General features: G+C 49.9%; 24 protein-coding genes and 1 other annotated feature. Of the genes, 11 read left to right on the top strand and 13 right to left on the bottom strand.

Going from position 1 to position 22,644, the window contains the following annotated elements:
* Nucleotides 1-22 precede the first annotated feature (22 nt).
* From bamE to nadK, 3 genes are all read right to left on the bottom strand, one after another.
* On the bottom strand, nucleotides 23-367 hold the full coding sequence (bamE, locus tag FEK50_RS16230) for an outer membrane protein assembly factor BamE (RefSeq protein ID WP_064529892.1): 345 nt from the start codon (nucleotides 365-367) through the stop codon (nucleotides 23-25).
* A 148-nt stretch (nucleotides 368-515) separates the two neighbouring features.
* Complete coding sequence (gene recN / locus FEK50_RS16225; protein ID WP_130208141.1) at nucleotides 516-2,177, bottom strand: DNA repair protein RecN; 1,662 nt, start codon at nucleotides 2,175-2,177, stop codon at nucleotides 516-518.
* A gap of 85 nt (nucleotides 2,178-2,262) precedes the next feature.
* Complete coding sequence (gene nadK / locus FEK50_RS16220; protein ID WP_001059169.1) at nucleotides 2,263-3,141, bottom strand: NAD(+) kinase; 879 nt, start codon at nucleotides 3,139-3,141, stop codon at nucleotides 2,263-2,265.
* A gap of 122 nt (nucleotides 3,142-3,263) precedes the next feature.
* On the opposite strand from nadK, the gene grpE reads away from it, so the two are divergent.
* Nucleotides 3,264-3,857, top strand: a complete 594-nt coding sequence (gene grpE, locus FEK50_RS16215) for a nucleotide exchange factor GrpE (protein ID WP_001296310.1) — start codon at nucleotides 3,264-3,266, stop codon at nucleotides 3,855-3,857.
* Nucleotides 3,858-3,911: 54 nt separating this feature from the next.
* Here grpE and FEK50_RS16210 read toward each other — a convergent pair whose 3' ends face one another.
* Entirely contained in the window at nucleotides 3,912-5,198 is a 1,287-nt protein-coding gene (locus tag FEK50_RS16210; RefSeq protein ID WP_010723175.1) for an HlyC/CorC family transporter, read from the bottom strand.
* Nucleotides 5,199-5,218: 20 nt separating this feature from the next.
* Nucleotides 5,219-6,010 carry an inner membrane protein YpjD gene (locus FEK50_RS16205; RefSeq protein ID WP_024165303.1) on the bottom strand — a complete coding sequence of 264 codons (792 nt, stop codon included), beginning with the start codon at nucleotides 6,008-6,010 and terminating at the stop codon, nucleotides 5,219-5,221.
* A 166-nt stretch (nucleotides 6,011-6,176) separates the two neighbouring features.
* Here FEK50_RS16205 and ffh point away from each other — a divergent pair, with 166 nt between their 5' ends.
* From ffh to rplS, 5 genes are all read left to right on the top strand, one after another.
* Nucleotides 6,177-7,538, top strand: coding sequence for a signal recognition particle protein (gene ffh, locus FEK50_RS16200; RefSeq protein ID WP_000460035.1), 1,362 nt, complete (start codon nucleotides 6,177-6,179; stop codon nucleotides 7,536-7,538).
* Between the two features lie 136 nt (nucleotides 7,539-7,674).
* Nucleotides 7,675-7,923: a 30S ribosomal protein S16 gene (rpsP, locus tag FEK50_RS16195; RefSeq protein WP_000256450.1), complete on the top strand. Its 249-nt coding sequence runs from the start codon at nucleotides 7,675-7,677 to the stop codon at nucleotides 7,921-7,923.
* An 18-nt stretch (nucleotides 7,924-7,941) separates the two neighbouring features.
* On the top strand, nucleotides 7,942-8,490 hold the full coding sequence (gene rimM, locus FEK50_RS16190) for a ribosome maturation factor RimM (protein WP_000043330.1): 549 nt from the start codon (nucleotides 7,942-7,944) through the stop codon (nucleotides 8,488-8,490).
* A gap of 30 nt (nucleotides 8,491-8,520) precedes the next feature.
* Nucleotides 8,521-9,288, top strand: a complete 768-nt coding sequence (trmD, locus tag FEK50_RS16185) for a tRNA (guanosine(37)-N1)-methyltransferase TrmD (RefSeq protein ID WP_000264781.1) — start codon at nucleotides 8,521-8,523, stop codon at nucleotides 9,286-9,288.
* A 41-nt stretch (nucleotides 9,289-9,329) separates the two neighbouring features.
* Nucleotides 9,330-9,677, top strand: coding sequence for a 50S ribosomal protein L19 (gene rplS / locus FEK50_RS16180; protein WP_000065253.1), 348 nt, complete (start codon nucleotides 9,330-9,332; stop codon nucleotides 9,675-9,677).
* A gap of 76 nt (nucleotides 9,678-9,753) precedes the next feature.
* On the opposite strand, the gene FEK50_RS16175 is transcribed toward rplS, so the two are convergent.
* From FEK50_RS16175 to FEK50_RS16160, 4 genes are all read right to left on the bottom strand, one after another.
* Nucleotides 9,754-10,236, bottom strand: coding sequence for an OmpA family protein (locus FEK50_RS16175; protein WP_064529888.1), 483 nt, complete (start codon nucleotides 10,234-10,236; stop codon nucleotides 9,754-9,756).
* Nucleotides 10,237-10,251: 15 nt separating this feature from the next.
* A complete protein-coding gene (dgcN, locus tag FEK50_RS16170; protein ID WP_130208143.1) occupies nucleotides 10,252-11,475 on the bottom strand; it encodes a diguanylate cyclase DgcN in 1,224 nt (407 codons plus the stop codon).
* The gene (locus FEK50_RS16165) at nucleotides 11,468-11,986 is read right to left on the bottom strand and encodes a YfiR family protein (RefSeq protein ID WP_131162446.1); all 519 of its coding nucleotides are present in this window, start codon (nucleotides 11,984-11,986) and stop codon (nucleotides 11,468-11,470) included. Before FEK50_RS16165 ends, dgcN begins: the two co-directional genes overlap by 8 nt.
* Nucleotides 11,987-12,136: 150 nt before the next feature.
* Nucleotides 12,137-12,499, bottom strand: coding sequence for a DUF2799 domain-containing protein (locus tag FEK50_RS16160; protein ID WP_131162447.1), 363 nt, complete (start codon nucleotides 12,497-12,499; stop codon nucleotides 12,137-12,139).
* A 211-nt stretch (nucleotides 12,500-12,710) separates the two neighbouring features.
* On the opposite strand from FEK50_RS16160, the gene aroF reads away from it, so the two are divergent.
* Both aroF and tyrA read left to right on the top strand, forming a co-directional pair.
* Entirely contained in the window at nucleotides 12,711-13,781 is a 1,071-nt protein-coding gene (gene aroF / locus FEK50_RS16155; RefSeq protein ID WP_130208149.1) for a 3-deoxy-7-phosphoheptulonate synthase AroF, read from the top strand.
* Nucleotides 13,782-13,791: 10 nt separating this feature from the next.
* Nucleotides 13,792-14,913, top strand: coding sequence for a bifunctional chorismate mutase/prephenate dehydrogenase (gene tyrA / locus FEK50_RS16150; protein ID WP_131162448.1), 1,122 nt, complete (start codon nucleotides 13,792-13,794; stop codon nucleotides 14,911-14,913).
* Between the two features lie 41 nt (nucleotides 14,914-14,954).
* Here the strand turns inward: tyrA and pheA are convergent, their stop codons facing one another.
* The 4 genes from pheA to bamD all read right to left on the bottom strand — a co-directional run bounded on the left by pheA (nucleotide 14,955) and on the right by bamD (nucleotide 17,715).
* Complete coding sequence (gene pheA, locus FEK50_RS16145) at nucleotides 14,955-16,115, bottom strand: bifunctional chorismate mutase/prephenate dehydratase (RefSeq protein WP_130208153.1); 1,161 nt, start codon at nucleotides 16,113-16,115, stop codon at nucleotides 14,955-14,957.
* Between the two features lie 22 nt (nucleotides 16,116-16,137).
* Nucleotides 16,138-16,263: a sequence feature (Phe leader region), on the bottom strand.
* Nucleotides 16,215-16,262: a pheA operon leader peptide PheL gene (pheL, locus tag FEK50_RS16140; protein WP_100229775.1), complete on the bottom strand. Its 48-nt coding sequence runs from the start codon at nucleotides 16,260-16,262 to the stop codon at nucleotides 16,215-16,217. Its footprint overlaps the feature before it by 48 nt.
* A gap of 102 nt (nucleotides 16,264-16,365) precedes the next feature.
* Nucleotides 16,366-16,707 (bottom strand): ribosome-associated translation inhibitor RaiA, encoded by a 342-nt coding sequence (raiA, locus tag FEK50_RS16135; protein WP_000178461.1) that lies wholly within the window; start codon nucleotides 16,705-16,707, stop codon nucleotides 16,366-16,368.
* 270 nt (nucleotides 16,708-16,977) lie between these two features.
* Complete coding sequence (gene bamD, locus FEK50_RS16130; RefSeq protein ID WP_000197686.1) at nucleotides 16,978-17,715, bottom strand: outer membrane protein assembly factor BamD; 738 nt, start codon at nucleotides 17,713-17,715, stop codon at nucleotides 16,978-16,980.
* Nucleotides 17,716-17,849: 134 nt separating this feature from the next.
* Between bamD and rluD the strand changes: the two genes are divergently transcribed.
* The 3 genes from rluD (at nucleotide 17,850) to clpB (ending at nucleotide 22,261) form a co-directional block, all read left to right on the top strand.
* Nucleotides 17,850-18,830 carry a 23S rRNA pseudouridine(1911/1915/1917) synthase RluD gene (rluD, locus tag FEK50_RS16125; RefSeq protein WP_115438707.1) on the top strand — a complete coding sequence of 327 codons (981 nt, stop codon included), beginning with the start codon at nucleotides 17,850-17,852 and terminating at the stop codon, nucleotides 18,828-18,830.
* Complete coding sequence (yfiH, locus tag FEK50_RS16120) at nucleotides 18,827-19,558, top strand: purine nucleoside phosphorylase YfiH (protein WP_130208157.1); 732 nt, start codon at nucleotides 18,827-18,829, stop codon at nucleotides 19,556-19,558. The genes rluD and yfiH overlap by 4 nt, the downstream gene beginning before the upstream one ends.
* Before the next feature lie 129 nt (nucleotides 19,559-19,687).
* A complete protein-coding gene (gene clpB / locus FEK50_RS16115; RefSeq protein WP_130259644.1) occupies nucleotides 19,688-22,261 on the top strand; it encodes an ATP-dependent chaperone ClpB in 2,574 nt (857 codons plus the stop codon).
* Nucleotides 22,262-22,644: the final 383 nt, after the last annotated feature.

Raw genomic sequence — 22,644 nt, 5'->3', positions numbered from 1 at the left:
TAATCGCTATAAACGGCAAATTTTATTCGTTGCCAGTCAGCGCAGGTTTGTTATCAATATTGGTCAACACACCGCTGCTGTTAAAGGTCAGCGTCAGCGTTTGCTGCGTTACACCTTCATGACCTGGTTGCTGACGGAACACATAGAACCAGGTATTCGTACCAAATGGATCGGACATCAGCGGTGTACCCAATGCGTACGCAACTTGTTGTTGCGTCATGCCAACACGTATTTTGGATACGTCGTTAGCGGTCAGATAGTTCCCTTGGTTGATGTCAGGACGGTAAACCACTCGCTCCAGAGTGGAACAGCCTGCGGTCAACATCAATAGTACTGCTGCTGCAGCAGTCAGCGTTTTACAGCGCATAGTGATTTGATTCCTTTTCGGGCCCGAGCAGTACGTGGCTCATCTGTAATATGCCGATGATAATAGACCTTTCATCACTTTAAAACCTTTTGCTTTCCGGTCTTACGGCGTTTTGCTGTTTACTCTGACCGTGAAGCAGGAAAAAAGTTTACGCCGCAAGCAGTTCTTTCGCATTCGCCAGTGTGTTACGTGTGACCTCACTGCCACCAAGCAGGCGCGCCAGCTCCTGTAACCGCGCTTTTTTGTCCAGCGACTCCATATGAGTTTCGGTCATCGCGCCATCGGTTTCTTTGCTGACAAAATAGTGTTGATGACCGCATCCTGCGACTTGCGGCAAATGGGTAACGCACATCACTTGGGTTGATTCGCCAAGCTGACGTAGCAGTTTGCCGACGACTGCCGCTGTCGGGCCGCTAATCCCTACATCCACTTCATCAAAAATCAGTGCCGGGGTTTCCATTTTACGCGCGGTAATGACCTGGATTGCCAATGCGATGCGGGACAATTCACCACCGGATGCGACTTTTGCAATAGGCTGCATTGGCTGACCTGGGTTGGTGGTTACCCGAAACTCAATACGATCGGCACCGTCAATGCCTAGGTGATGCTCATCAAATTTAACATCAATCGTAAACTGCCCATGCGGCATAGAGAGTGCATGCATACTATCGGTGATCAGCTGTGCCAACTCATTTGCATAATGCTGGCGTTGCTGGTGTAACGCGCGTGCCGTTTCCAGTGCTTGCTGATGATGTTTCGTTACCGCCAGCGCGAGCGTTTCTTGTGAGTCGGCCTGATCGTCCAGTTGCTGCTGTTCTTCCAGTAGCGACTGGTAATACTGTGGCAATGCCTCAGGGCTGACGTGATGTTTACGTGCCAGTGAAATCTGTTTTGAGATGCGCTGTTCAAGTTCAAACAGTCGGTTGGGGTCGAGATCCAGACGATCGCAGTAGTGGCGCAGTTCGTCGCTGGCTTCAGCAATCTGGATGGAAGCTTCTTCCAGCATATCAAGTACGCCGGACAGTTTGCTGTCCATGCCAATCAATTCGCTCACCAGCTGTTTAGCCGTGTAAAGCTGACTTTGCAGGTTTGCGTCTTCACCGTCGGCCATTAATGCCAATGCATTTTGGCTGGTAGTCAGTAATTGACCGCTGTTCGCCAGACGTTTGTACTCTTCGTCAATTTGCTCAAACTCTCCGGGCTGCGGATTAAATTCGTTAAGTTCTTTTAATTGGTATTGCAGCAGTTCCGCACGGGCGGCGCGTTCCTGACTTAGTTGTTGATGGTGCGCGAGGTCGCGGCAGCTTTGATGCCACAACTGATAACGTACGGTCATTTCCTGGAGCAGAGAGGTTTCATTGGCATAGCCATCAAGCAGGAATTTTTGGTGCTCGGATTTGGTGAGTAATTGATGAGCGTGCTGACCATGGATCTGAATCAGCAACTGACCCAGTTCGCGCAGTTGTGACAGAGGAACAGCTGTACCGTTGATGAAACCACGGGAGCGACCATCGCTACTGATTACGCGACGAAGCAGGCATTCACGGCCATCTTCCAGTTGATTTTCTTCCAGCCAACGCAGAGCCGCTGGTGTATCTTTCAGTGAAAAACGGGCGCACAGATCAGCGCGAGCAGCGCCGGTACGCACCATGTCGGCTTCAGCGCGACCACCGAGACAAAGGCCGAGGGCATCTATCGCAATAGATTTACCCGCGCCGGTTTCACCGGTTATTACGGTCATGCCGCTGTGAAAATCAATCTCAAGCTCACGAACGATAGCAAAGTTGCTGATGGTCAGTTGTGCCAACATAGTCGTTTTCCTGTATGAAAAACCATTACTGTTATTGTGTACAGTATAAACTGGTTTTATATACAGTAAAGAGGCTGGCGTAAAATTAGAATAATTTTTTTGACCAGCCGAGCTTGGTGCTTAATGTATTGAAATAGCTGTAATCTTTCGGATGAATCAGATTCAGATGATAATCACAGCGACGAATCAGGACATCTTCACCTTCCTGAATCGGCAGCGCTATCTGGCTGTCGCAGCTGATTTCCAGGTCGTTACGGCGATGCGAAAAACGCAGACGGATAGTGCTGCTGCTGTTTATCACCAGCGGCCGCGCTGACAACGTATGCGGGAACATTGGCACCAGGGTTATTGCATCCAGAGAAGGCGTCAGTATTGGTCCCCCTGCCGAGAGGGAATAGGCAGTAGAGCCTGTAGGTGTCGAAATAATCAAACCATCGGATCGCTGAGAAAACGCAAAGATCTCGTCGATATATACTTCGAACTCAATCATATGCGCAACTTTGCCCGGGTGAAGTACCACTTCGTTAATCGCTGTGCTGATGCGTTTCTGGCAATCTTGCTGGCAGACTTGTGCTTCCAGCAAAAAACGTTTCTCGCTGATGTAGTGGCCTTCCAGCACATCGGCTAATTGTTGCTGGGCGTTATCGGGGTCAAGGTCAGTCAGGAAACCCAGGTTGCCACGGTTGATTCCAATAACTTTAATATCGTAACGGGCGAGCGTGCGCGCCGCGCCCAGCATATTACCGTCGCCTCCAACAACTACCGCGAGATCAGCCAGTTGCCCAATCTCCGCGAGCGTGCCAGTTTTCACATTCTTCAGTTGCAGTTCGTGAGCGATTTGTTGCTCAACGATGACCTCGTAACCTTTTGTGCACAGCCAGCGGTAGAGCATTTCATGTGTTGTCAGTGCAGTAGGGTGCCGTGGGTGTCCCACAATGCCAATACACTTGAAATGATTATTCATTTTTCCGAGGTCCTTGTTGCGAAGATTGATGACAATGTGAGTGCTTCCCTTGAAACCCTGAAACTGATCCCCATAATAAGCGAAGTTAGCGAGATGAATGCGAAAAAAACGCGGAGAAATTCATGAGTAGTAAAGAACAGAAAACGCCTGAGGGGCAAGCCCCGGAAGAAATTATCATGGATCAGCACGAAGAGATTGAGGCAGTTGAGCCAGAAGCTTCTGCTGAGCAGGTGGATCCGCGCGATGAAAAAATTGCGAATCTCGAAGCTCAGCTGGCTGAAGCTCAGACCCGTGAACGTGACGGTATTTTGCGCGTAAAAGCCGAAATGGAAAACCTGCGTCGTCGTACTGAACTGGATATCGAAAAAGCCCACAAATTTGCGCTGGAGAAATTCATCAACGAATTACTGCCGGTGATTGATAGCCTGGATCGTGCGCTGGAAGTGGCTGATAAAGCTAACCCGGATATGTCCGCGATGGTTGAAGGCATTGAGCTGACGTTGAAGTCGATGCTGGATGTTGTGCGTAAGTTTGGCGTTGAAGTGATCGCCGAAACTAACGTGCCGCTGGACCCGAATGTGCATCAGGCCATCGCAATGGTGGAATCTGATGACGTTGCGCCAGGTAACGTACTGGGCATTATGCAGAAGGGTTATACGCTGAACGGTCGTACGATTCGTGCGGCGATGGTTACTGTAGCGAAAGCAAAAGCTTAATTTTTGTTTTCGTAATAAATCACGGCCCAGCATGCGAATGCCGGGCCGTTTTCGTTACTCCGCCACACTCTCGCGCAGCGGTTTTACAGGAAAAACTTTTACCTGCTTAATCATATTGTCCTGAACGTCGAGAATATCGATATCGTACTCGCCAATACGTACGCGGGTGCCAGCGACAGGGATCTCTTCCAGCGCTTCAAGAATGACGCCATTAACAGTTCGAGCATCATCTTCCGGTAGATGCCAGTTAAAGGCTTTGTTAATTTCTCGCACGTTGGCGGTGCCATCGATAATCACCGAACCGTCGTTTTGCGGCGTGACCTCTTCGGCAAGTGTTGGCGACATCGACGTAGTGAAATCGCCGACAATCTCTTCCAGAATATCTTCAACCGTCACCAGCCCCTGAATGTCTCCATACTCGTTGACGACCAGGCCGACTTTCTTTTTGTTGCGCTGAAACTTGACCAGCTGCGTGCTGAGTGGCGTGCCTTCCGGGACAAAATAGATCTCGTCCGCGGCGCGTAGCATGGTTTCTTTGGTGAACTCTTTTTTCTCCGACATCAACCGCCAGGCTTCACGCACACGCAGCATACTGATGGCGTCGTCCAGCGAATCACGGTAGAGCACGATGCGCCCGTGAGGTGAGTGGGAGAGTTGGCGCAGAATCGATTTCCAGTCATCGTTGATATCAATACCGATAATTTCACTGCGTGGCACCATGATGTCATCGACAGTCATTTTTTCCAGATCGAGTACCGAAAGCAGCATATCCTGATTGCGACGGGAAATTTGTGAGCGCGATTCGTGCACGATGGTGCGCAACTCTTCTTTGCTCAAAGAGCCGCTAACCACGATATCGGTTTTGATGCCCATCATGCGCATTAACATGCGGGTAATAGCATTCAGCAACCAGACCAGCGGCATCATCAAAATTTGCAGCGGAGCCAGCAGAAAACTACTCGGATAGGCGACTTTTTCCGGGTACAGCGCGGCAATGGTTTTCGGCAATACTTCAGCAAAAACCAGTACGACAAAAGTCAGCACTCCAGTCGCAATTGCCACGCCCGCATCGCCGTACAAACGCATCCCAACAATAGTGCCGAGCGCTGAGGCAAGAATATTGACCAGGTTATTGCCGATTAACACCAGGCTAATCAGGCGGTCTGGCTTACGCAGCAATTTTTCGACGCGTTTGGCCGAGCGATTGCCCTGTTTTGCCATATGCCGCAGACGATAGCGGTTGAGTGTCATCATTCCGGTTTCGGACCCGGAAAAATAGGCTGAAATGACCACCATGATGATCAGAATAATGATCAACGTAGTAGTAGAAATGTGTTCCAGGGGAAACTCCTTTTCTGGGTTTAGCTGATTAACTGCTGAACAATTCGGCTGCCGAAGTAGGCCAGTGTCAGAATGACTGCACCCGCGACGTTAAACCAGACGACGCGGCGTCCACGCCATCCTTCATGATAATGTCCCCACAGCAGCACAATATAGACAAACCACGCCACGATAGAGAGCACAGCCTTGTCGATATTTTCCATGCTAAATAAGTTGTGCATGTAGAACAGGCCAGTGCAAAGAGTAAGCGTTAACAGCACCACGCCAATCTGCGTAATGTGGAACATTTTACGCTCGATACTCATCAATGGCGGCATTTCCTGACTGAATGCCAACTTTTTGTTCTTCAGTTGGTAATCAATCCATGCCAGTTGCAACGCGTACAGGGCGGCAATTATCAGCGTGGCGTAGGAAAAGAGCGATAAGCCAATGTGCACCAGCATCCCGGGCGTGGCTTCCAGATGGGTGATGTATTCATTGGGCATGAAGGTCGCCAGCGCCAGGTTGATAAGTGCAAAGGCATAGACAATGGGTAGCAGCAACCAGCCACGATTGCGAGAAGCCACAATGGTCATTACCGTACAGATCATCAAACTGACCAATGAACCAACATTCAGCAGGCTGAGGTTTTGTCCGCTATCACCGTCGGGCAGGATGCGGGCTTCCAGAGCGATTGCGTGGCAGACCAGCGCGATGACCGCAGAAATAATAGCCATGCGCCGCCAGCCGCCGTTTTTTTGCAGCAGACCGGGAACAATCAGCGCAAGACTGACGGAGTAGGCGACAAGCGCGAGCAGAGCAAAAACGGGCATAGTAATGTCGACAGTTTGAGCAATAAGAAAGAGAAGCAGTATAGCGTCAGGTGAACGCTGCTCCAACCGTTGCATAACAACAAAGACGCCTTCATGTTATACTGCGGCAAAATACTGATGATGTGTCGCGATTGCGGCCAACCGTTTCCACCCCAGGCGAGAGACAATGTTTGATAATTTAACCGATCGTTTGTCGCGCACGCTGCGCAATATCAGTGGCCGTGGACGCCTCACTGAAGACAACGTAAAAGATACGCTGCGCGAAGTGCGCATGGCGCTGCTGGAGGCGGACGTCGCTCTGCCGGTAGTGCGTGAGTTTATCAATCGCGTAAAAGAGAAAGCGGTTGGTCATGAAGTTAATAAGAGCCTGACGCCGGGGCAGGAGTTCGTCAAAATCGTCCGTAACGAGCTGGTTGCGGCGATGGGCGAAGAGAACCAGACCCTGAATCTGGCTGCGCAACCGCCTGCGGTCGTGCTGATGGCGGGCCTGCAAGGTGCCGGTAAAACAACCAGCGTGGGCAAACTCGGTAAGTTCCTGCGCGAGAAGCACAAGAAGAAAGTGCTGGTTGTTTCTGCCGACGTTTATCGTCCGGCGGCAATCAAACAGCTTGAGACGTTGGCAGAGCAGGTGGGCGTTGATTTCTTCCCTTCTGATGTTGGTCAGAAACCGGTAGATATCGTTAACGCGGCGCTGAAAGAAGCCAAACTGAAATTCTACGACGTTCTGCTGGTGGATACCGCCGGTCGTCTGCACGTTGACGAAGCGATGATGGACGAGATCAAACAAGTCCATGCGTCGATTAATCCGGTTGAAACCCTGTTTGTGGTCGATGCCATGACCGGTCAGGATGCGGCCAATACGGCAAAAGCATTCAATGAAGCGTTACCGCTTACCGGTGTAGTGTTGACCAAAGTGGACGGCGATGCCCGCGGCGGTGCGGCGCTCTCTATTCGTCACATCACTGGCAAACCGATCAAGTTCCTCGGTGTTGGCGAGAAAACCGAGGCGCTGGAGCCGTTCCACCCGGACCGTATCGCTTCCCGTATTCTCGGCATGGGCGATGTTCTGTCGCTGATCGAAGATATCGAAAGCAAAGTTGACCGTGCGCAGGCAGAGAAATTAGCCAGCAAGCTGAAAAAAGGCGACGGCTTCGATCTCAACGACTTCCTTGAGCAGCTGCGCCAGATGAAAAATATGGGCGGCATGGCCAGCCTAATGGGCAAGCTGCCGGGCATGGGGCAGATCCCGGATAACGTCAAGTCGCAGATGGACGATAAAGTGCTGGTGCGTATGGAAGCCATCATCAACTCGATGACGATGAAAGAGCGCGCTAAGCCAGAAATCATCAAAGGTTCGCGTAAACGCCGTATTGCTGCCGGTTGCGGTATGCAGGTGCAGGACGTTAACCGTCTTCTGAAACAGTTCGACGACATGCAGCGCATGATGAAGAAAATGAAGAAGGGCGGAATGGCGAAGATGATGAGAAGCATGAAAGGGATGATGCCACCGGGATTTCCTGGTCGCTAAATGACCTTATGCGACAGAGTTATTAACTGCTGATTGCATTTTCTCCAGAAATCAGTAAAATTTTCGGGCTTTTAATATGACACCGGACTCCGTTCCTCGATGGGGTCCGGTTGTTTTATTCACACAAGAGGATGTTATGGTAACTATTCGTTTAGCACGTCACGGCGCTAAAAAGCGTCCGTTCTACCAGGTTGTTGTCGCTGACAGCCGTAATGCACGCAACGGTCGCTTCATCGAGCGCGTTGGTTTCTTCAACCCAATCGCTAGCGAAAAAGAAGAAGGCACTCGCCTGGATCTGGATCGCATCGCTCACTGGGTTGGCCAGGGCGCAACTATTTCTGATCGCGTTGCTGCGCTGATCAAAGAAGTAAACAAAGCAGCTTAATCTGTCACGGTGGTCATGATGAGCAAACAACTCACCGCGCAAGCACCTGTTGATCCCATCGTTTTGGGAAAAATGGGTTCGTCTTACGGTATTCGTGGGTGGCTCAGAGTGTTTTCTTCCACCGAAGACGCCGAAAGCATTTTTGACTATCAGCCCTGGTTTATCCAGAAGGCGGGTCAGTGGCAGCAAGTCCAGCTGGAAAGCTGGAAGCACCACAATCAGGACATGATCATCAAGCTGAAAGGCGTTGACGATCGTGATGCGGCGAACCTTCTGACGAATTGTGAAATTGTCGTGGATTCATCGCAACTGCCTCAGCTTGAAGAGGGCGACTACTACTGGAAAGACCTGATGGGCTGCCAGGTAGTAACCACTGAAGGCTACGATCTCGGTAAAGTCATTGACATGATGGAAACCGGATCCAATGACGTTCTCGTCATTAAGGCAAACCTGAAAGATGCGTTTGGTATCAAGGAACGTCTCGTACCGTTCCTCGATGGGCAGGTTATCAAGAAAGTCGATCTCACTACTCGTTCAATCGAAGTAGATTGGGATCCTGGTTTTTAAACCACCGGATAAACGGTAAAAGACGGCGCTATGTGGATTGGCATAATTAGCCTGTTTCCTGAAATGTTCCGCGCAATTACCGATTACGGGGTAACTGGCCGGGCAGTTAAAAATGGCCTGCTGAGCATCCAGAGCTGGAGTCCTCGCGACTTCACGCATGACCGGCACCGTACCGTGGACGATCGTCCTTACGGTGGCGGACCGGGGATGTTAATGATGGTGCAACCTTTGCGGGACGCCATTCATGCAGCAAAAGCCGCGGCGGGTGAAGGCGCAAAGGTGATTTATCTGTCACCACAGGGACGCAAGCTTGATCAAGCGGGCGTCAGCGAACTGGCAACGAATCAAAAATTGATTCTGGTGTGCGGTCGCTACGAAGGTATAGATGAGCGCGTGATCCAAACCGAAATTGACGAAGAATGGTCAATCGGCGATTACGTTCTCAGTGGTGGTGAGTTACCAGCAATGACGCTGATTGACTCTGTTTCCCGGTTTATTCCGGGAGTACTGGGACATGAAGCCTCAGCAACGGAAGATTCCTTTGCTGAAGGATTGCTGGATTGCCCGCACTATACGCGGCCTGAGGTGTTAGAAGGGATGGAAGTTCCGTCAGTGTTACTGTCGGGCAACCATGCCGAGATACGTCGCTGGCGTTTGAAACAGTCGCTGGGCCGTACCTGGCTTAGAAGACCTGAACTTCTGGAAAACCTGGCTCTGACTGAAGAGCAAGCAAGGTTGCTGGCGGAGTTCAAAACGGAACACGCACAACAGCAACATAAACATGATGGGATGGCGTAAGCCCCCGAGATATCAGTTTACCCAGGATAAGAGATTAAATTATGAGCAACATTATTAAGCAACTTGAACAAGAGCAGATGAAGCAGGACGTACCTTCCTTCCGTCCGGGTGATACCGTGGAAGTGAAAGTATGGGTTGTTGAAGGTTCCAAAAAACGTCTGCAGGCATTCGAGGGCGTGGTTATCGCTATTCGTAACCGCGGTCTGCACTCTGCATTCACTGTTCGTAAAATTTCCAACGGCGAAGGCGTTGAGCGTGTCTTCCAGACTCACTCTCCGGTAGTTGACAGCATTTCTGTCAAACGTCGTGGTGCTGTTCGTAAAGCTAAACTGTACTACCTGCGTGAGCGTACTGGTAAGGCTGCTCGTATCAAAGAGCGTCTTAACTAAGATTTCGCTTAAGCGACATCCTGTTAAGAAGGGCTGGCCAATTGGCTGGCCCTTTTTTTATTTATTGAAATTGCGTTTACGGTGCACTAATCACCACAGCGACGCGGCGGTTCTCGGCGCGACCCTGTGCGGTCTTGTTACTGGCGATGGGGTATTTTTTCCCTAAGCCCTGAGTGGTGAGATTGCTGCGAGGAATTTGTCCACCTTCTGCCCACGCATCGGCGACGACATTTGCCCGCTTCAGCGATAAAGCTTCGTTGTAACTGTCTTCGCCGTAATTGTCGGTATGTCCATCCATACGGGCATGGGTTAAGCCCGTGGAGGTCAGTTTTGCGGCCATGGTCTGGATCTGTTGCTGACTTTCCGGGAGCAGTTTGTAGTCATTTTTAGCAAACAGAATGGTATCAGATAAGCCCAGCGACCAGTCGCCAGCGGATTCAGTAAAACCATAAGACTGCATAGCGGCGACTTGTTCTGGAGTAAACTTCCCTTGTGGTGACTGGCAGCCAGTCAGTATCAGTGAAGAGAACACCAGGGGAACTACCAGTTGCTTTATCATGTAGATATTTCCTTGTTATTTCACCAGCTTTTTAGCGCGCTGGTGTTTGGCCTGATACATATTATGGTCGGCCAGCTCTTGTAATTTTTCGGCGGAGACGTGCTCAATGGTCATCGCGTAACCAATGCTTAATGTCATAGTGGTTTGATGGCCATTATTAAGATCGAATGGTCGATTAAAAATTTGTGTCAGTGCCGTGCAAATCCGCTGCACTTCAGATTCTGATTGCACGCCATAGAGGACCATAGCGAATTCATCGCCGCCAATGCGGTATGCCTGATGTCGCAGCCCACCAAATTCAGCTAATCGTTTTGCCACTTCAATTAAGACCTGATCTCCCGTCGCATGACCCCAGGTATCATTGATATATTTGAAATTATCGCCATCAAGAAACAGTAATGCCGACGTTTTTCGGGCATCAGTACTGTTCATCAACGTGTTGATGCCGCTACGAAACGCTGCGCGGTTAGCCAGCCCGGTTAATGGGTCATGTAGCGCGGTACGTAGAAGCTGCGCATTTTTGGCCTGTAAACGAAGCTGCCACTCTTCCATTTCATCTAGCAGACTGTTGAAGTCGAGAGCGAAGCGGTGAAACTCTGCGATACGTTCTTCCGAAACTCGTCGGGAAAAATTGCGGTTGGAACGCACATCATGTACGACATCGGTGATGTTTTTTAACGCTTCAACCAGACCATTGTGCAAATGGCGGGTGAGGGTAATCGCGATGCCTGATGCCAGCAGAATACATGCAGTCAGGACAGCGAGTGAAAACCAGATAAAATGGCTAATTGAGCTGTCGCGTGCGGTTAACTGCACTTCGCCAATGGTTTCGCCATTGTGGCGAATCGGCTGAATGACGGGAGCCGGAAAGAGCCAGTGACTAATGAAATTACTGAAGGTATCTCCCGGTTCTCTGGCAGTGTAGTGCCAGGAAGCAATAATGTTTTGCTGATTATCACGCACTTCTGCGGTTGAAAATTGGCCTTGCTGACCTAGTGCGGCCAGAGTTTCTGTTGCTGCAGGACCATCGGCAAAAACGACCGCAGCTTCCAGGCTGTAAGTCATTGTTGCAGCGGTTAGTGCCAGGTTTTTTTGCGCGTATTGTTTCAGGGTTAGCACTGACGTCACGGAAAGCAGCAGCCAGATCAGCGTCATAGTGATAAATATGCTGGTCATGCTGATGTTGCGTAATGCTCTTTTAAACGTGGGGCGCTTATGAAGAGAATTATCGTTATCCATCGTTTTTCTTCCGTGCGAGCATTAAGACATCCGGGTTGACCTTAACACCACTACGCGATAAGGCATCCAGGTTTACGGCAAACCTGACGTTATTATTGTTGATGACCAGACAAAATGCGCTGCCAATAATGCACTCGGTATTTTGTTCGGCAATTAATAATAACGCCTTAGACGGATATTGTTCGATTAATTCTGTCTGGAATGTCGGTGACTCGCTGCCAAAATAAAAACCATTGCAGCCTGAAATCATCGCCTCTTGTTTGTTGTTAACGATGACAGGCTGGTAAGGCAAAGGCGTCGCACCTTTCTCTTGCAGGGCGGTGCTAAATCGTGAAGATGAAAAAATACATAGTCTTGGTGGACCAGATACCGTCGGCCAGCGAGTGTAGCTTACGATACCGGAAACCATTAAACGCACATTTTTCGTAACGTCAGTGGTTTCCTGAGCGAGTAATGGCGCGCCTGCCAGAAGGAATAGCAGCAGTAAGAACAGTAGGTGAGAAAAGCGCATTCAGGGATCCTCACCATCTTCGCTCGAAACGCATCGAAAATTTTTCAGAATGTTCATTAAAATATCATTCTTTTGTGTAGTCGTCATCCAGAAGAGAATTAAAAATCGAATAAGTTAAATCTTATGATTAATTTTGTGGTGGGATTTAAATTAATTAAGTTTCATCGTGCGGGCATTTTCATCAGCTCCTTTTTGCCATACTTCATGCAATTGGCTGGCATTTTCTACATTGTTGCAGCTGGCAGGGAAACTTTTACCGGAAAGCCCTCGGGCATAAGTAAAATCGACCTGGCAGGTTTTCTTTTGCCCTTCGGCATATCCTTTAAGATATATCCCCCGATCAGCCTGTGAATCGTTAAAAGCATCGTCATTTTTTATAGCAACGCCTGATATCGCATCTTCCATACCAACATCATACCAGTCAGTGCTGGTCAAGGTTGGTGCGTGAGTATAGGGATCAATCTGACAGCCGCTAACAACCAAAGCTAACAAAGGGGCGATAAAGTGTTTCATTGTTTTTTCTCCTTTTTCAAAGCATAGCGGATTGTTTTTATTGTGTGTGTAAATTTATTTGTACATTTATTGGTGGTTAAAACGTATATGAGTTGCTGGTGTAAACTATTATTTACGAAATATGGATTGAAATCTTTACTTGTTGTGATATCGTTGCGTCATCCTCGCTGAGGATCAACTATCGCAAACGAGCATAAACAGGATCGCCATCATGCAAAAAGACGCGCTGAACAACGTACATATTACCGACGAACAGGTTCTGATGACCCCGGAACAGTTGAAGGCAGCTTTTCCATTAAGCCGACAACAAGAGGCCCAGATTGCTGATTCGCGTAAAACTATTTCAGATATCATCGCTGGGCGCGATCCCCGGCTGCTGGTGGTGTGTGGTCCTTGCTCCATTCATGATCCTGAAACCGCACTGGAATATGCTCGTCGATTTAAAGCCCTTGCCGCAGAGGTCAGCGATAGTCTCTACTTGGTGATGCGCGTCTATTTTGAAAAGCCCCGTACCACTGTTGGTTGGAAAGGGTTGATTAACGATCCACATATGGATGGCTCCTTTGATGTTGAAACAGGATTAAAGATTGCACGTAAGTTGCTGTTGGAACTGGTAGATATGGGATTACCGTTGGCGACGGAAGCGTTAGATCCAAACAGCCCGCAATATTTGGGTGATCTGTTTAGCTGGTCGGCAATTGGTGCTCGTACCACGGAATCGCAAACGCACCGTGAAATGGCATCCGGGCTTTCCATGCCGGTTGGTTTTAAAAACGGCACTGATGGCAGTCTGGCGACAGCAATTAATGCTATGCGTGCCGCTGCACAACCGCATCGCTTTGTTGGTATTAATCAGGCAGGGCAGGTGGCGCTGCTGCAAACTCAGGGTAATCCGGACGGACATGTGATTCTGCGTGGCGGAAAAGCACCGAACTATAGCCCGGCGGATATCGCGCAATGTGAAAAAGAGATGGAACAGGCGGGACTGCGCCCCTCACTGATGGTAGATTGCAGCCACGGTAATTCCAATAAAGATTATCGCCGTCAGCCTGCGGTGGCAGAATCCGTGGTTGCCCAAATCAAAGATGGCAATCGCTCAATTATTGGTCTGATGATCGAAAGTAACATCCACGAAGGCAATCAGTCTTCCGAGCAACCACGCAGTGAAATGAAATACGGTGTATCCGTAACAGATGCCTGCATAAGCTGGGAAATGACCGATGCCTTGCTGCGTGAAATTCATCAGGATCTGAATGGGCAGCTGACGGCACGCGTGGCTTAAGAGGTTTATTATGGTTGCTGAGTTGACCGCATTACGCGATCAAATTGATGAAGTCGATAAAGAGCTGCTGAATTTATTAGCAAAGCGTCTGGAACTGGTTGCTGAAGTCGGTGAAGTGAAAAGCCGCTTTGGGTTACCCATTTATGTACCGGAGCGCGAGGCATCCATGCTGGCCTCGCGGCGCGCAGAGGCGGAAGCTCTCGGCGTTCCGCCAGATCTGATTGAAGATGTTCTGCGTCGGGTAATGCGTGAGTCCTACTCCAGCGAAAACGACAAAGGATTTAAAACGCTTTGTCCTTCACTACGTCCGGTAGTCATTGTTGGTGGCGGTGGTCAGATGGGGCGCATGTTCGAGAAGATGCTGACACTCTCGGGTTATCAGGTGCGGATTCTGGAGCAACATGACTGGGATCGCGCGGCTGAGATTGTTGCCGATGCCGGTATGGTGATTGTCAGTGTACCGATTCATGTTACTGAACAAGTCATTGGCAAATTACCACGTTTACCGCAAGACTGTATTCTGGTCGATCTGGCATCAGTGAAGAATGGACCATTACAGGCCATGCTGGCGGCGCATGATGGTCCAGTGCTGGGGCTTCACCCGATGTTTGGTCCGGATAGCGGCAGCCTGGCGAAGCAGGTCGTGGTCTGGTGTGATGGACGTCAGCCAGAAGCGTACCAATGGTTTCTTGAACAAATTCAGGTCTGGGGCGCGCGACTGCATCGCATTAGCGCCGTTGAACATGATCAGAATATGGCGTTTATCCAGGCGTTGCGCCACTTTGCCACTTTTGCTTATGGCCTGCATCTGGCAGAAGAAAATGTTCAGCTTGAGCAGCTTCTGGCACTCTCTTCGCCCATATATCGTCTTGAGTTGGCGATGGTCGGGCGACTGTTTGCCCAGGATCCGCAGCTTTATGCCGATATTATTATGTCTTCAGAACGTAATCTGGCGTTGATCAAACGTTACTATAAGCGTTTTGGTGAGGCGATTGAGTTGCTGGAGCAGGGCGATAAGCAGGCGTTTATTGACAGCTTCCGCAAGGTGGAGCACTGGTTCGGCGATTACGCACAACGCTTCCAGAATGAAAGCCGCGTATTATTGCGTCAGGCGAACGATAGCCGCCAGTAATAACTCTGTGCCGGATGATTCACATCATCCGGCTTTTTTCATCAGGTTGGATCAACAGGCACTACGTTTTCACTTGGGTAACAACCCAATACCTTCATTGAACGGGTGATTTCTCCTAACTCTTTTAACGCCTTTTGCATTTCCACGGATTCAAGATTGGCCTGAATATCCAGATAAAACATCTCTTCCCACGGATTACCGTGAATCGGACGTGATTCCAGACGGGTCATAATCAGATTGTGGTTGCGCAATACCAGCAACGCTTCAACCAGAGCACCAGCTTGTTGTCCGGTAGCCATTAACAGTGTGGTTTTTGCCGGAACCTGGTCAGACACGTTAATGGCTTTACGTGCCAGCACCACAAATCGGGTGAAGTTTTGTCGTTGATTCGCCTCAATGCGCTCCAGTACCTGTAAACCGTACAAGGAACCGCCAGCTTCGCTCCCCAGCGCAGCGACATGTGGTGATTTTGCCTGTGCAACTTTTTCCATTGCCGCAGACGTACTCTCGGTATATTCAATCTTCCAGTGCGGGTAACGGTTAAGGAATTTGCTGCATTGCTGGAACGGCTGCGGGTGGCTGTAGACCGTGTTGATAGTCGATAAATCGGTGGTGCCGGAAACCAGCAAACAATGGTCGATAGTTAACGTCATCTCGCCAACAATCGACAAGCTGGTATGTTGCAGCAGATCGTAAACGTCGTTTATGGCACCGGAGCTGGTATTTTCAATCGGTACGACAGCATAGTCGGCCTGGCCGGTTTCCACCTGATTAAAAATATCGGCAAATTTGGCGCAGCCGCTTTCAATGAATTGCTCAAAGTGACGGGCAGCGTACTGGCGCGCCGCAAGATGTGAATAAGAGCCTTTGGGCCCGAGAAAAGCAATGCGGGCTGAGTGCGGATTAATTTTATTGAGATGCTGCTGGAGTAAAGCCTGCTGAGTTAATACGGAATCTTCAATGATGAGCTGGAACAGGCGAGTAATGTAGTGGGCATCCAGATGGTGTGTTTTACCAAGCGTAATTAATCTTTCCAGCAAATCGCGCTCACGATCGATATCACGCACCGGGCGATGTGAAAGCAGTTTGGCTTTTCCCACCTCAACGGCTAGCTCGCGCCGCTCAGCCAGTAACGCCAGCAATTTTTCGTCCAGCGTGCTAATTTTCTCGCGCAGCGCCAGTAACGGGTTTTCCGATGTCATAGTGTTGCCTTTTTTGTTATCAATAAAAAAGGCCTCCCGATTTGGGAGGCCTTATTGTTCGTCTTCGCATTCTGTTTCACACGACGAAACGCCTCCCATTCAGGGGAAGGTAAAAAAGAATGCGAAGAAAAACGGCGTTTGTTTCATGTTTGTTTCCTTAAGCGACTTCAGTACAGTACCCGTACTGTTTTCATGCTGTCAACAAAAAACGCGCCCGAAGGCGCGTTGGCGATACACTCAATATAAAGGACTACTCTTCTTCAACTTCTTCGACGAAGTTGGCGTCTTTCACCGACGTTGCGGCACGACGTGCTTCGCCTTTGTGCTGCAGTTTATTGAGCTGCCGTTCCAGCTTGTTGATCAATTCGTTAATAGCGGTGTACATATCTTCATGTTTACCACTGGCAACCAGAACGCCGTTAGGTGTATTGATAGTGGCGTCAGCAACGAACCCCTGTGGTTCCTTGGACAGAATGATATGCGGATTAATCAGGTGCGTTTGCCATTTTTCCAGTTTGGCGAGACGGTCTTCGACATGTTGGCGGATTGCCGGAGTAATTTCCATTTGTTTGCTGGTAATGTTCATTGTCATAAATTTTACCTCTTGTCTTCCCGTCTTGGTGAATTCAGCATACCGCTCCTGATGTCAAAATGTGTGATGAAAATCTCATAATTTTGTCACTTTTTGTCAACGAAGTTTTTTTGTGAGAAATCGCAGGAAGAGGTGTTTTTTTACTTGAGGAATGTCTCAAAGCGAGCCATATTTGATAGGATCAGTCGCGACTGAATCGCTTTAGTTAGCGTTCAAATCGAATAAAAAAACGGCAGCTCCAGGGCTGCCGTTTTGCGTATATCACACCAGTTAAGTGTTGCTGCTGTTAGCGGCAATAATTTTCGCGACTTTTTCAGCCTGAGCGTTCATCTGCATCTGGCGGTAAGCATTTTCCATCAGCGGCAGCGCATCACGCGTAGCCTGGGTATCCGGGTAGTCACGCAGCATGCCTTCGACGCGGTTGACGACGGCAACCCATGCGCCACGTTCGGTGTAGTACTCTGCAACGGAGTATTCATATTTCGCCAGACGATCTTTCAGGAACACCAGACGTTTGGTTGCATCAGTGGTGTACTGGCTGTTTGGATAGCCGCGCACCAGTTTGGAAAAGTCACTAAATGCAGCTCGAGCATGTTGAGGATCGCGATCGCTACGGTCAACGCCAAAGAACCCTTGCAGCGCACTGTCATCCAGCGCCATATTGGTCAGGCCACGCATGTACATGACATAATCGATATTCGGATGGGTCGGGTTGAGGCGAATAAAACGATCGATGGCAGCCTGTGCTAACGGCAGATCGGCGTTTTTATAGTAGGCGTAGATGAGATCCAGCTGCACCTGCTGCGAATACGGACCAAACGGATAGCGATTATCTAACGCTTCCAGTTGCGTTATTGCCTGTCTCCAGTTACCGTCCTGCAGCTTTTGTTGTGCAGTCGCGTAAATTTCATTTGGCGGATTATCAGGTACTTCTTCCTTTGACCCCGAGCAACCCGCCAAAAACAGGCTTAGTGTGGCGGCTGCCACCAGATATTTCATGCGCGTCATGACGTTTTGACTTTCCTCAAAATGTAATACGGGAGATTCTCTGTTCCTGCTCCCGGTTAAGACCAGCTACAATAGCACACTATATTAAACGGCAAAGCCGTAAAACCCCAACGATAAACGAAGAAGCAGTATATATGGCACAACGAGTAGAACTCACTGCAACAGTGTCCGAAAACCAACTCGGTCAACGCTTAGATCAGGCTTTAGCCGAAATGTTCCCGGATTATTCACGTTCGCGAATAAAAGAATGGATCCTCGACCAGCGCGTGCTGGTTAACGGCAAAGTTTGTGATAAGCCGAAAGAAAAAGTATTGGGTGGCGAGCTGGTGGCCATCAACGCCGAGATTGAAGAAGAAGCGCGTTTTGAACCGCAGGATATCCCGCTGGATATCGTCTATGAAGATGAAGACATTATCGTCATTAATAAACCGCGCGACCTGGTGGTACATCCTGGCGCGGGTAACCCGGATGGCACGGTATTGAATGCGTTGCTTCATTACTATCCGCCCATTGCCGATGTACCGCGTGCGGGTATTGTCCATCGTCTGGATAAAGACACCACTGGCCTCATGGTTGTGGCAAAAACCGTTCCAGCCCAGACGCGCCTGGTGGAATCTCTGCAACGACGTGAAATTACTCGTGAGTATGAAGCGGTAGCAATTGGTCATATGACTGCTGGTGGCACGGTGGACGAGCCAATCAGTCGCCATCCGACCAAACGAACTCATATGGCGGTGCATCCGATGGGCAAACCGGCGGTCACTCACTATCGCATTATGGAACACTTCCGTGTGCACACGCGTCTGCGGCTGCGTCTGGAAACTGGACGTACGCACCAGATCCGCGTGCATATGGCCCATATAACCCATCCGCTGGTGGGCGATCCGGTTTATGGTGGCCGTCCGCGTCCGCCAAAAGGTGCTTCGGAAGCGTTTATCTCCACGCTGCGTAAGTTTGATCGTCAGGCGCTTCATGCAACCATGCTGCGTCTTTATCACCCGATCTCCGGCATTGAAATGGAATGGCATGCACCTATTCCACAAGATATGGTGGAGCTGATTGAGGTGATGCGCGCCGATTTCGAAGAGCATAAGGATGAAGTGGACTGGTTATGAGTAAGCTGATTGTCCCGCAGTGGCCGCTGCCAAAAGGTGTTGCGGCCTGTAGCTCTACCCGTGTCGGCGGCGTGAGCTTGCCGCCCTACGACTCGCTCAACCTCGGTGCTCATTGTGGTGATAACCCGGAGCACGTCGAGGAAAATCGCAAGCGGCTTTTTGCTGCGGGTAATTTGCCTTCAAAACCGGTCTGGCTTGAGCAGGTACACGGTAAAGATGTGCTTAAGCTTACTGGCGAACCTTATACCTCAAAACGGGCGGATGCCTCGTATAGCAACACACCCGGCACGGTTTGTGCCGTAATGACAGCCGATTGCCTGCCTGTGCTGTTTTGCAATCGGGCAGGAACGGAAGTCGCGGCTGCCCATGCTGGCTGGCGTGGACTGTGCGCAGGCGTGCTGGAAGAGACGGTTTCCTGCTTTGCCGATAAGCCCGAAAACATTCTTGCCTGGTTGGGGCCGGCAATCGGTCCACGCGCGTTTGAAGTGGGGCCGGAGGTTCGCGAGGCGTTTATGGAAGTAGACGCCAACGCGAGTACAGCTTTCATTCAGCATGGTGATAAGTATCTGGCGGATATTTATCAGCTTGCCCGACAGCGTCTGGCGAGCGTTGGTGTTGAGCAAATTTTCGGCGGCGACCGTTGTACATATACGGAAAATGAGACTTTCTTCTCTTATCGTCGCGACAAGATCACCGGTCGTATGGCAAGTTTCATTTGGCTGATATAACCTAAAGAATCAAGACGATCCGGTACGCGTGATTTTCTTTTCACATTAATCTGGTCAATAACCTTGAATAATTGAGGGATGACCTCATTTAATCTCCAGTAGCAACTTTGATCCGTTATGGGAGGAGTTATGCGTCTGGATCGTCTTACTAATAAATTCCAGCTTGCTCTTGCCGATGCCCAATCACTTGCACTCGGGCACGACAACCAATTCATCGAACCACTTCATTTAATGAGCGCCCTGCTGAATCAGGAAGGGGGTTCGGTTAGTCCTTTATTAACATCTGCTGGCATCAATGCTGGCCAGTTGCGCACAGATATCACTCAGGCATTAAACCGTTTACCACAGGTTGAAGGTACAGGTGGCGATGTCCAGCCATCACAGGATCTGGTGCGCGTTCTTAATCTTTGCGACAAGCTGGCGCAAAAACGTGGTGATAACTTTATCTCGTCAGAACTGTTCGTTCTGGCGGCACTTGAGTCTCGCGGCACGCTGGCCGATATCCTGAAAGCAGCAGGGGCGACCACCGCCAACATTACTCAAGCGATTGAACAAATGCGCGGAGGTGAAAGCGTGAACGATCAAGGAGCTGAAGACCAACGTCAGGCTTTGAAAAAATACACCATCGACCTTACCGAACGAGCCGAACAAGGCAAACTCGATCCGGTGATTGGTCGTGATGAAGAAATTCGCCGTACCATTCAGGTACTGCAACGTCGTACTAAAAATAACCCGGTGCTGATTGGTGAACCTGGTGTTGGTAAAACTGCCATCGTTGAAGGTCTGGCGCAGCGTATTATCAATGGCGAAGTGCCGGAAGGGCTGAAAGGCCGCCGCGTACTGGCGCTGGATATGGGCGCGCTGGTGGCTGGGGCGAAATATCGCGGTGAGTTTGAAGAACGTTTAAAAGGCGTGCTTAACGATCTCTCCAAACAGGAAGGCAACGTCATCCTGTTTATCGACGAATTACATACTATGGTTGGCGCAGGTAAAGCCGATGGCGCAATGGACGCCGGGAATATGCTGAAACCGGCACTGGCGCGTGGTGAACTGCACTGTGTGGGTGCTACGACGCTGGACGAATATCGCCAGTACATCGAAAAAGATGCTGCGTTGGAACGTCGCTTCCAGAAAGTGTTTGTTGCCGAGCCTTCTGTTGAAGACACCATTGCTATTCTGCGTGGCCTGAAAGAACGTTACGAGCTGCACCACCATGTGCAAATTACTGACCCGGCAATTGTTGCAGCGGCGACATTGTCTCATCGCTACATTGCTGACCGTCAGCTGCCGGATAAAGCCATCGACCTGATCGATGAAGCAGCATCCAGCATTCGTATGCAGATTGACTCAAAACCGGAAGAACTCGACCGACTCGATCGTCGTATCATCCAGCTCAAACTGGAACAACAGGCGTTAATGAAAGAGTCTGATGAAGCCAGTAAAAAACGCCTGGATATGCTCAACGAAGAACTGAGCGACAAAGAACGTCAGTACTCCGAGTTAGAAGAAGAGTGGAAAGCAGAGAAAGCGTCGCTCTCTGGTACACAGACCATTAAAGCGGAACTGGAGCAGGCGAAAATCGCCATTGAACAGGCTCGCCGTGTGGGTGACCTGGCGCGGATGTCTGAACTGCAATACGGCAAAATCCCGGAACTGGAAAAGCAACTGGAAGCCGCAACGCAGCTCGAAGGCAAAACTATGCGTCTGTTGCGTAATAAAGTGACCGACGCCGAAATTGCTGAAGTGCTGGCGCGTTGGACGGGGATTCCGGTTTCTCGCATGATGGAAAGCGAGCGCGAAAAACTGCTGCGTATGGAGCAAGAACTGCACCAGCGCGTTATTGGTCAGAACGAAGCGGTTGATGCGGTATCTAACGCTATTCGTCGTAGCCGTGCGGGGCTGGCGGATCCAAATCGCCCGATTGGTTCATTCCTGTTCCTCGGCCCAACTGGTGTGGGGAAAACTGAACTTTGTAAGGCGCTGGCGAACTTTATGTTTGATAGCGACGAGGCGATGGTCCGTATCGATATGTCCGAGTTTATGGAGAAACACTCGGTGTCTCGTCTGGTTGGTGCGCCTCCGGGATATGTCGGTTATGAAGAAGGTGGCTACCTGACCGAAGCGGTGCGTCGTCGTCCGTATTCCGTCATCCTGCTGGATGAAGTGGAAAAAGCGCATCCGGATGTCTTCAACATTCTGTTGCAGGTACTGGATGATGGGCGTCTGACTGACGGGCAGGGGAGAACGGTCGACTTCCGTAATACGGTTGTCATTATGACCTCTAACCTCGGTTCCGATTTGATTCAGGAACGCTTCGGTGAACTGGATTATGCGCACATGAAAGAGCTGGTGCTCGGTGTGGTAAGCCATAACTTCCGTCCGGAATTCATTAACCGTATCGATGAAGTGGTGGTCTTCCATCCGCTGGGTGAACAGCACATTGCGTCGATTGCGCAGATTCAGTTGAAACGTCTGTACAAACGTCTGGAAGAACGTGGTTATGAAATCCACATTTCTGACGAGGCGCTGAAACTGCTGAGCGAGAACGGTTACGATCCGGTCTATGGTGCACGTCCTCTGAAACGAGCTATCCAGCAGCAGATCGAAAACCCGCTGGCACAGCAAATACTGTCTGGTGAATTGGTTCCGGGTAAAGTTATTCGCCTGGAAGTTAATGAAGACCGGATCGTCGCCGTCCAGTAAATAAGACAAGCGAGTCCTTCGGGGCTCGCTTTTTGTCTAATTTCCAACCGGAAATGGTCGTTTTTAAGGTGTTTTGCTTAAGAATTGAACGAACGATAAATTTTTTATATTTTCCGCTTGTCTCTTCAGAATAACTCCCTATAATGCGCCACCACTGACACGGAACAACGGCGAACAAGCCGCCGGGTCAGCGGGATTCTCCTGAGAATTCCGGCAGAGAAAAGCGAAAATAAACGCTTGACTCTGAAAGAGGAAAGCGTAATATACGCCACCTCGCGACAGCGAGCTGAAAGCCGCGTCGCAACTGCTCTTTAACAATTTATCAGACAATCTGTGTGGGCACTCGAAGATACGGATTCTTAACGTCGCAAGACGATAAATGA

This window comes from Escherichia sp. E2586 (assembly GCF_005781105.1).
GTDB lineage: Bacteria > Pseudomonadota > Gammaproteobacteria > Enterobacterales > Enterobacteriaceae > Escherichia.
Note: the sequence above shows the minus strand (reverse complement) of the source record. Positions and strands in the feature narration are given on the sequence as shown.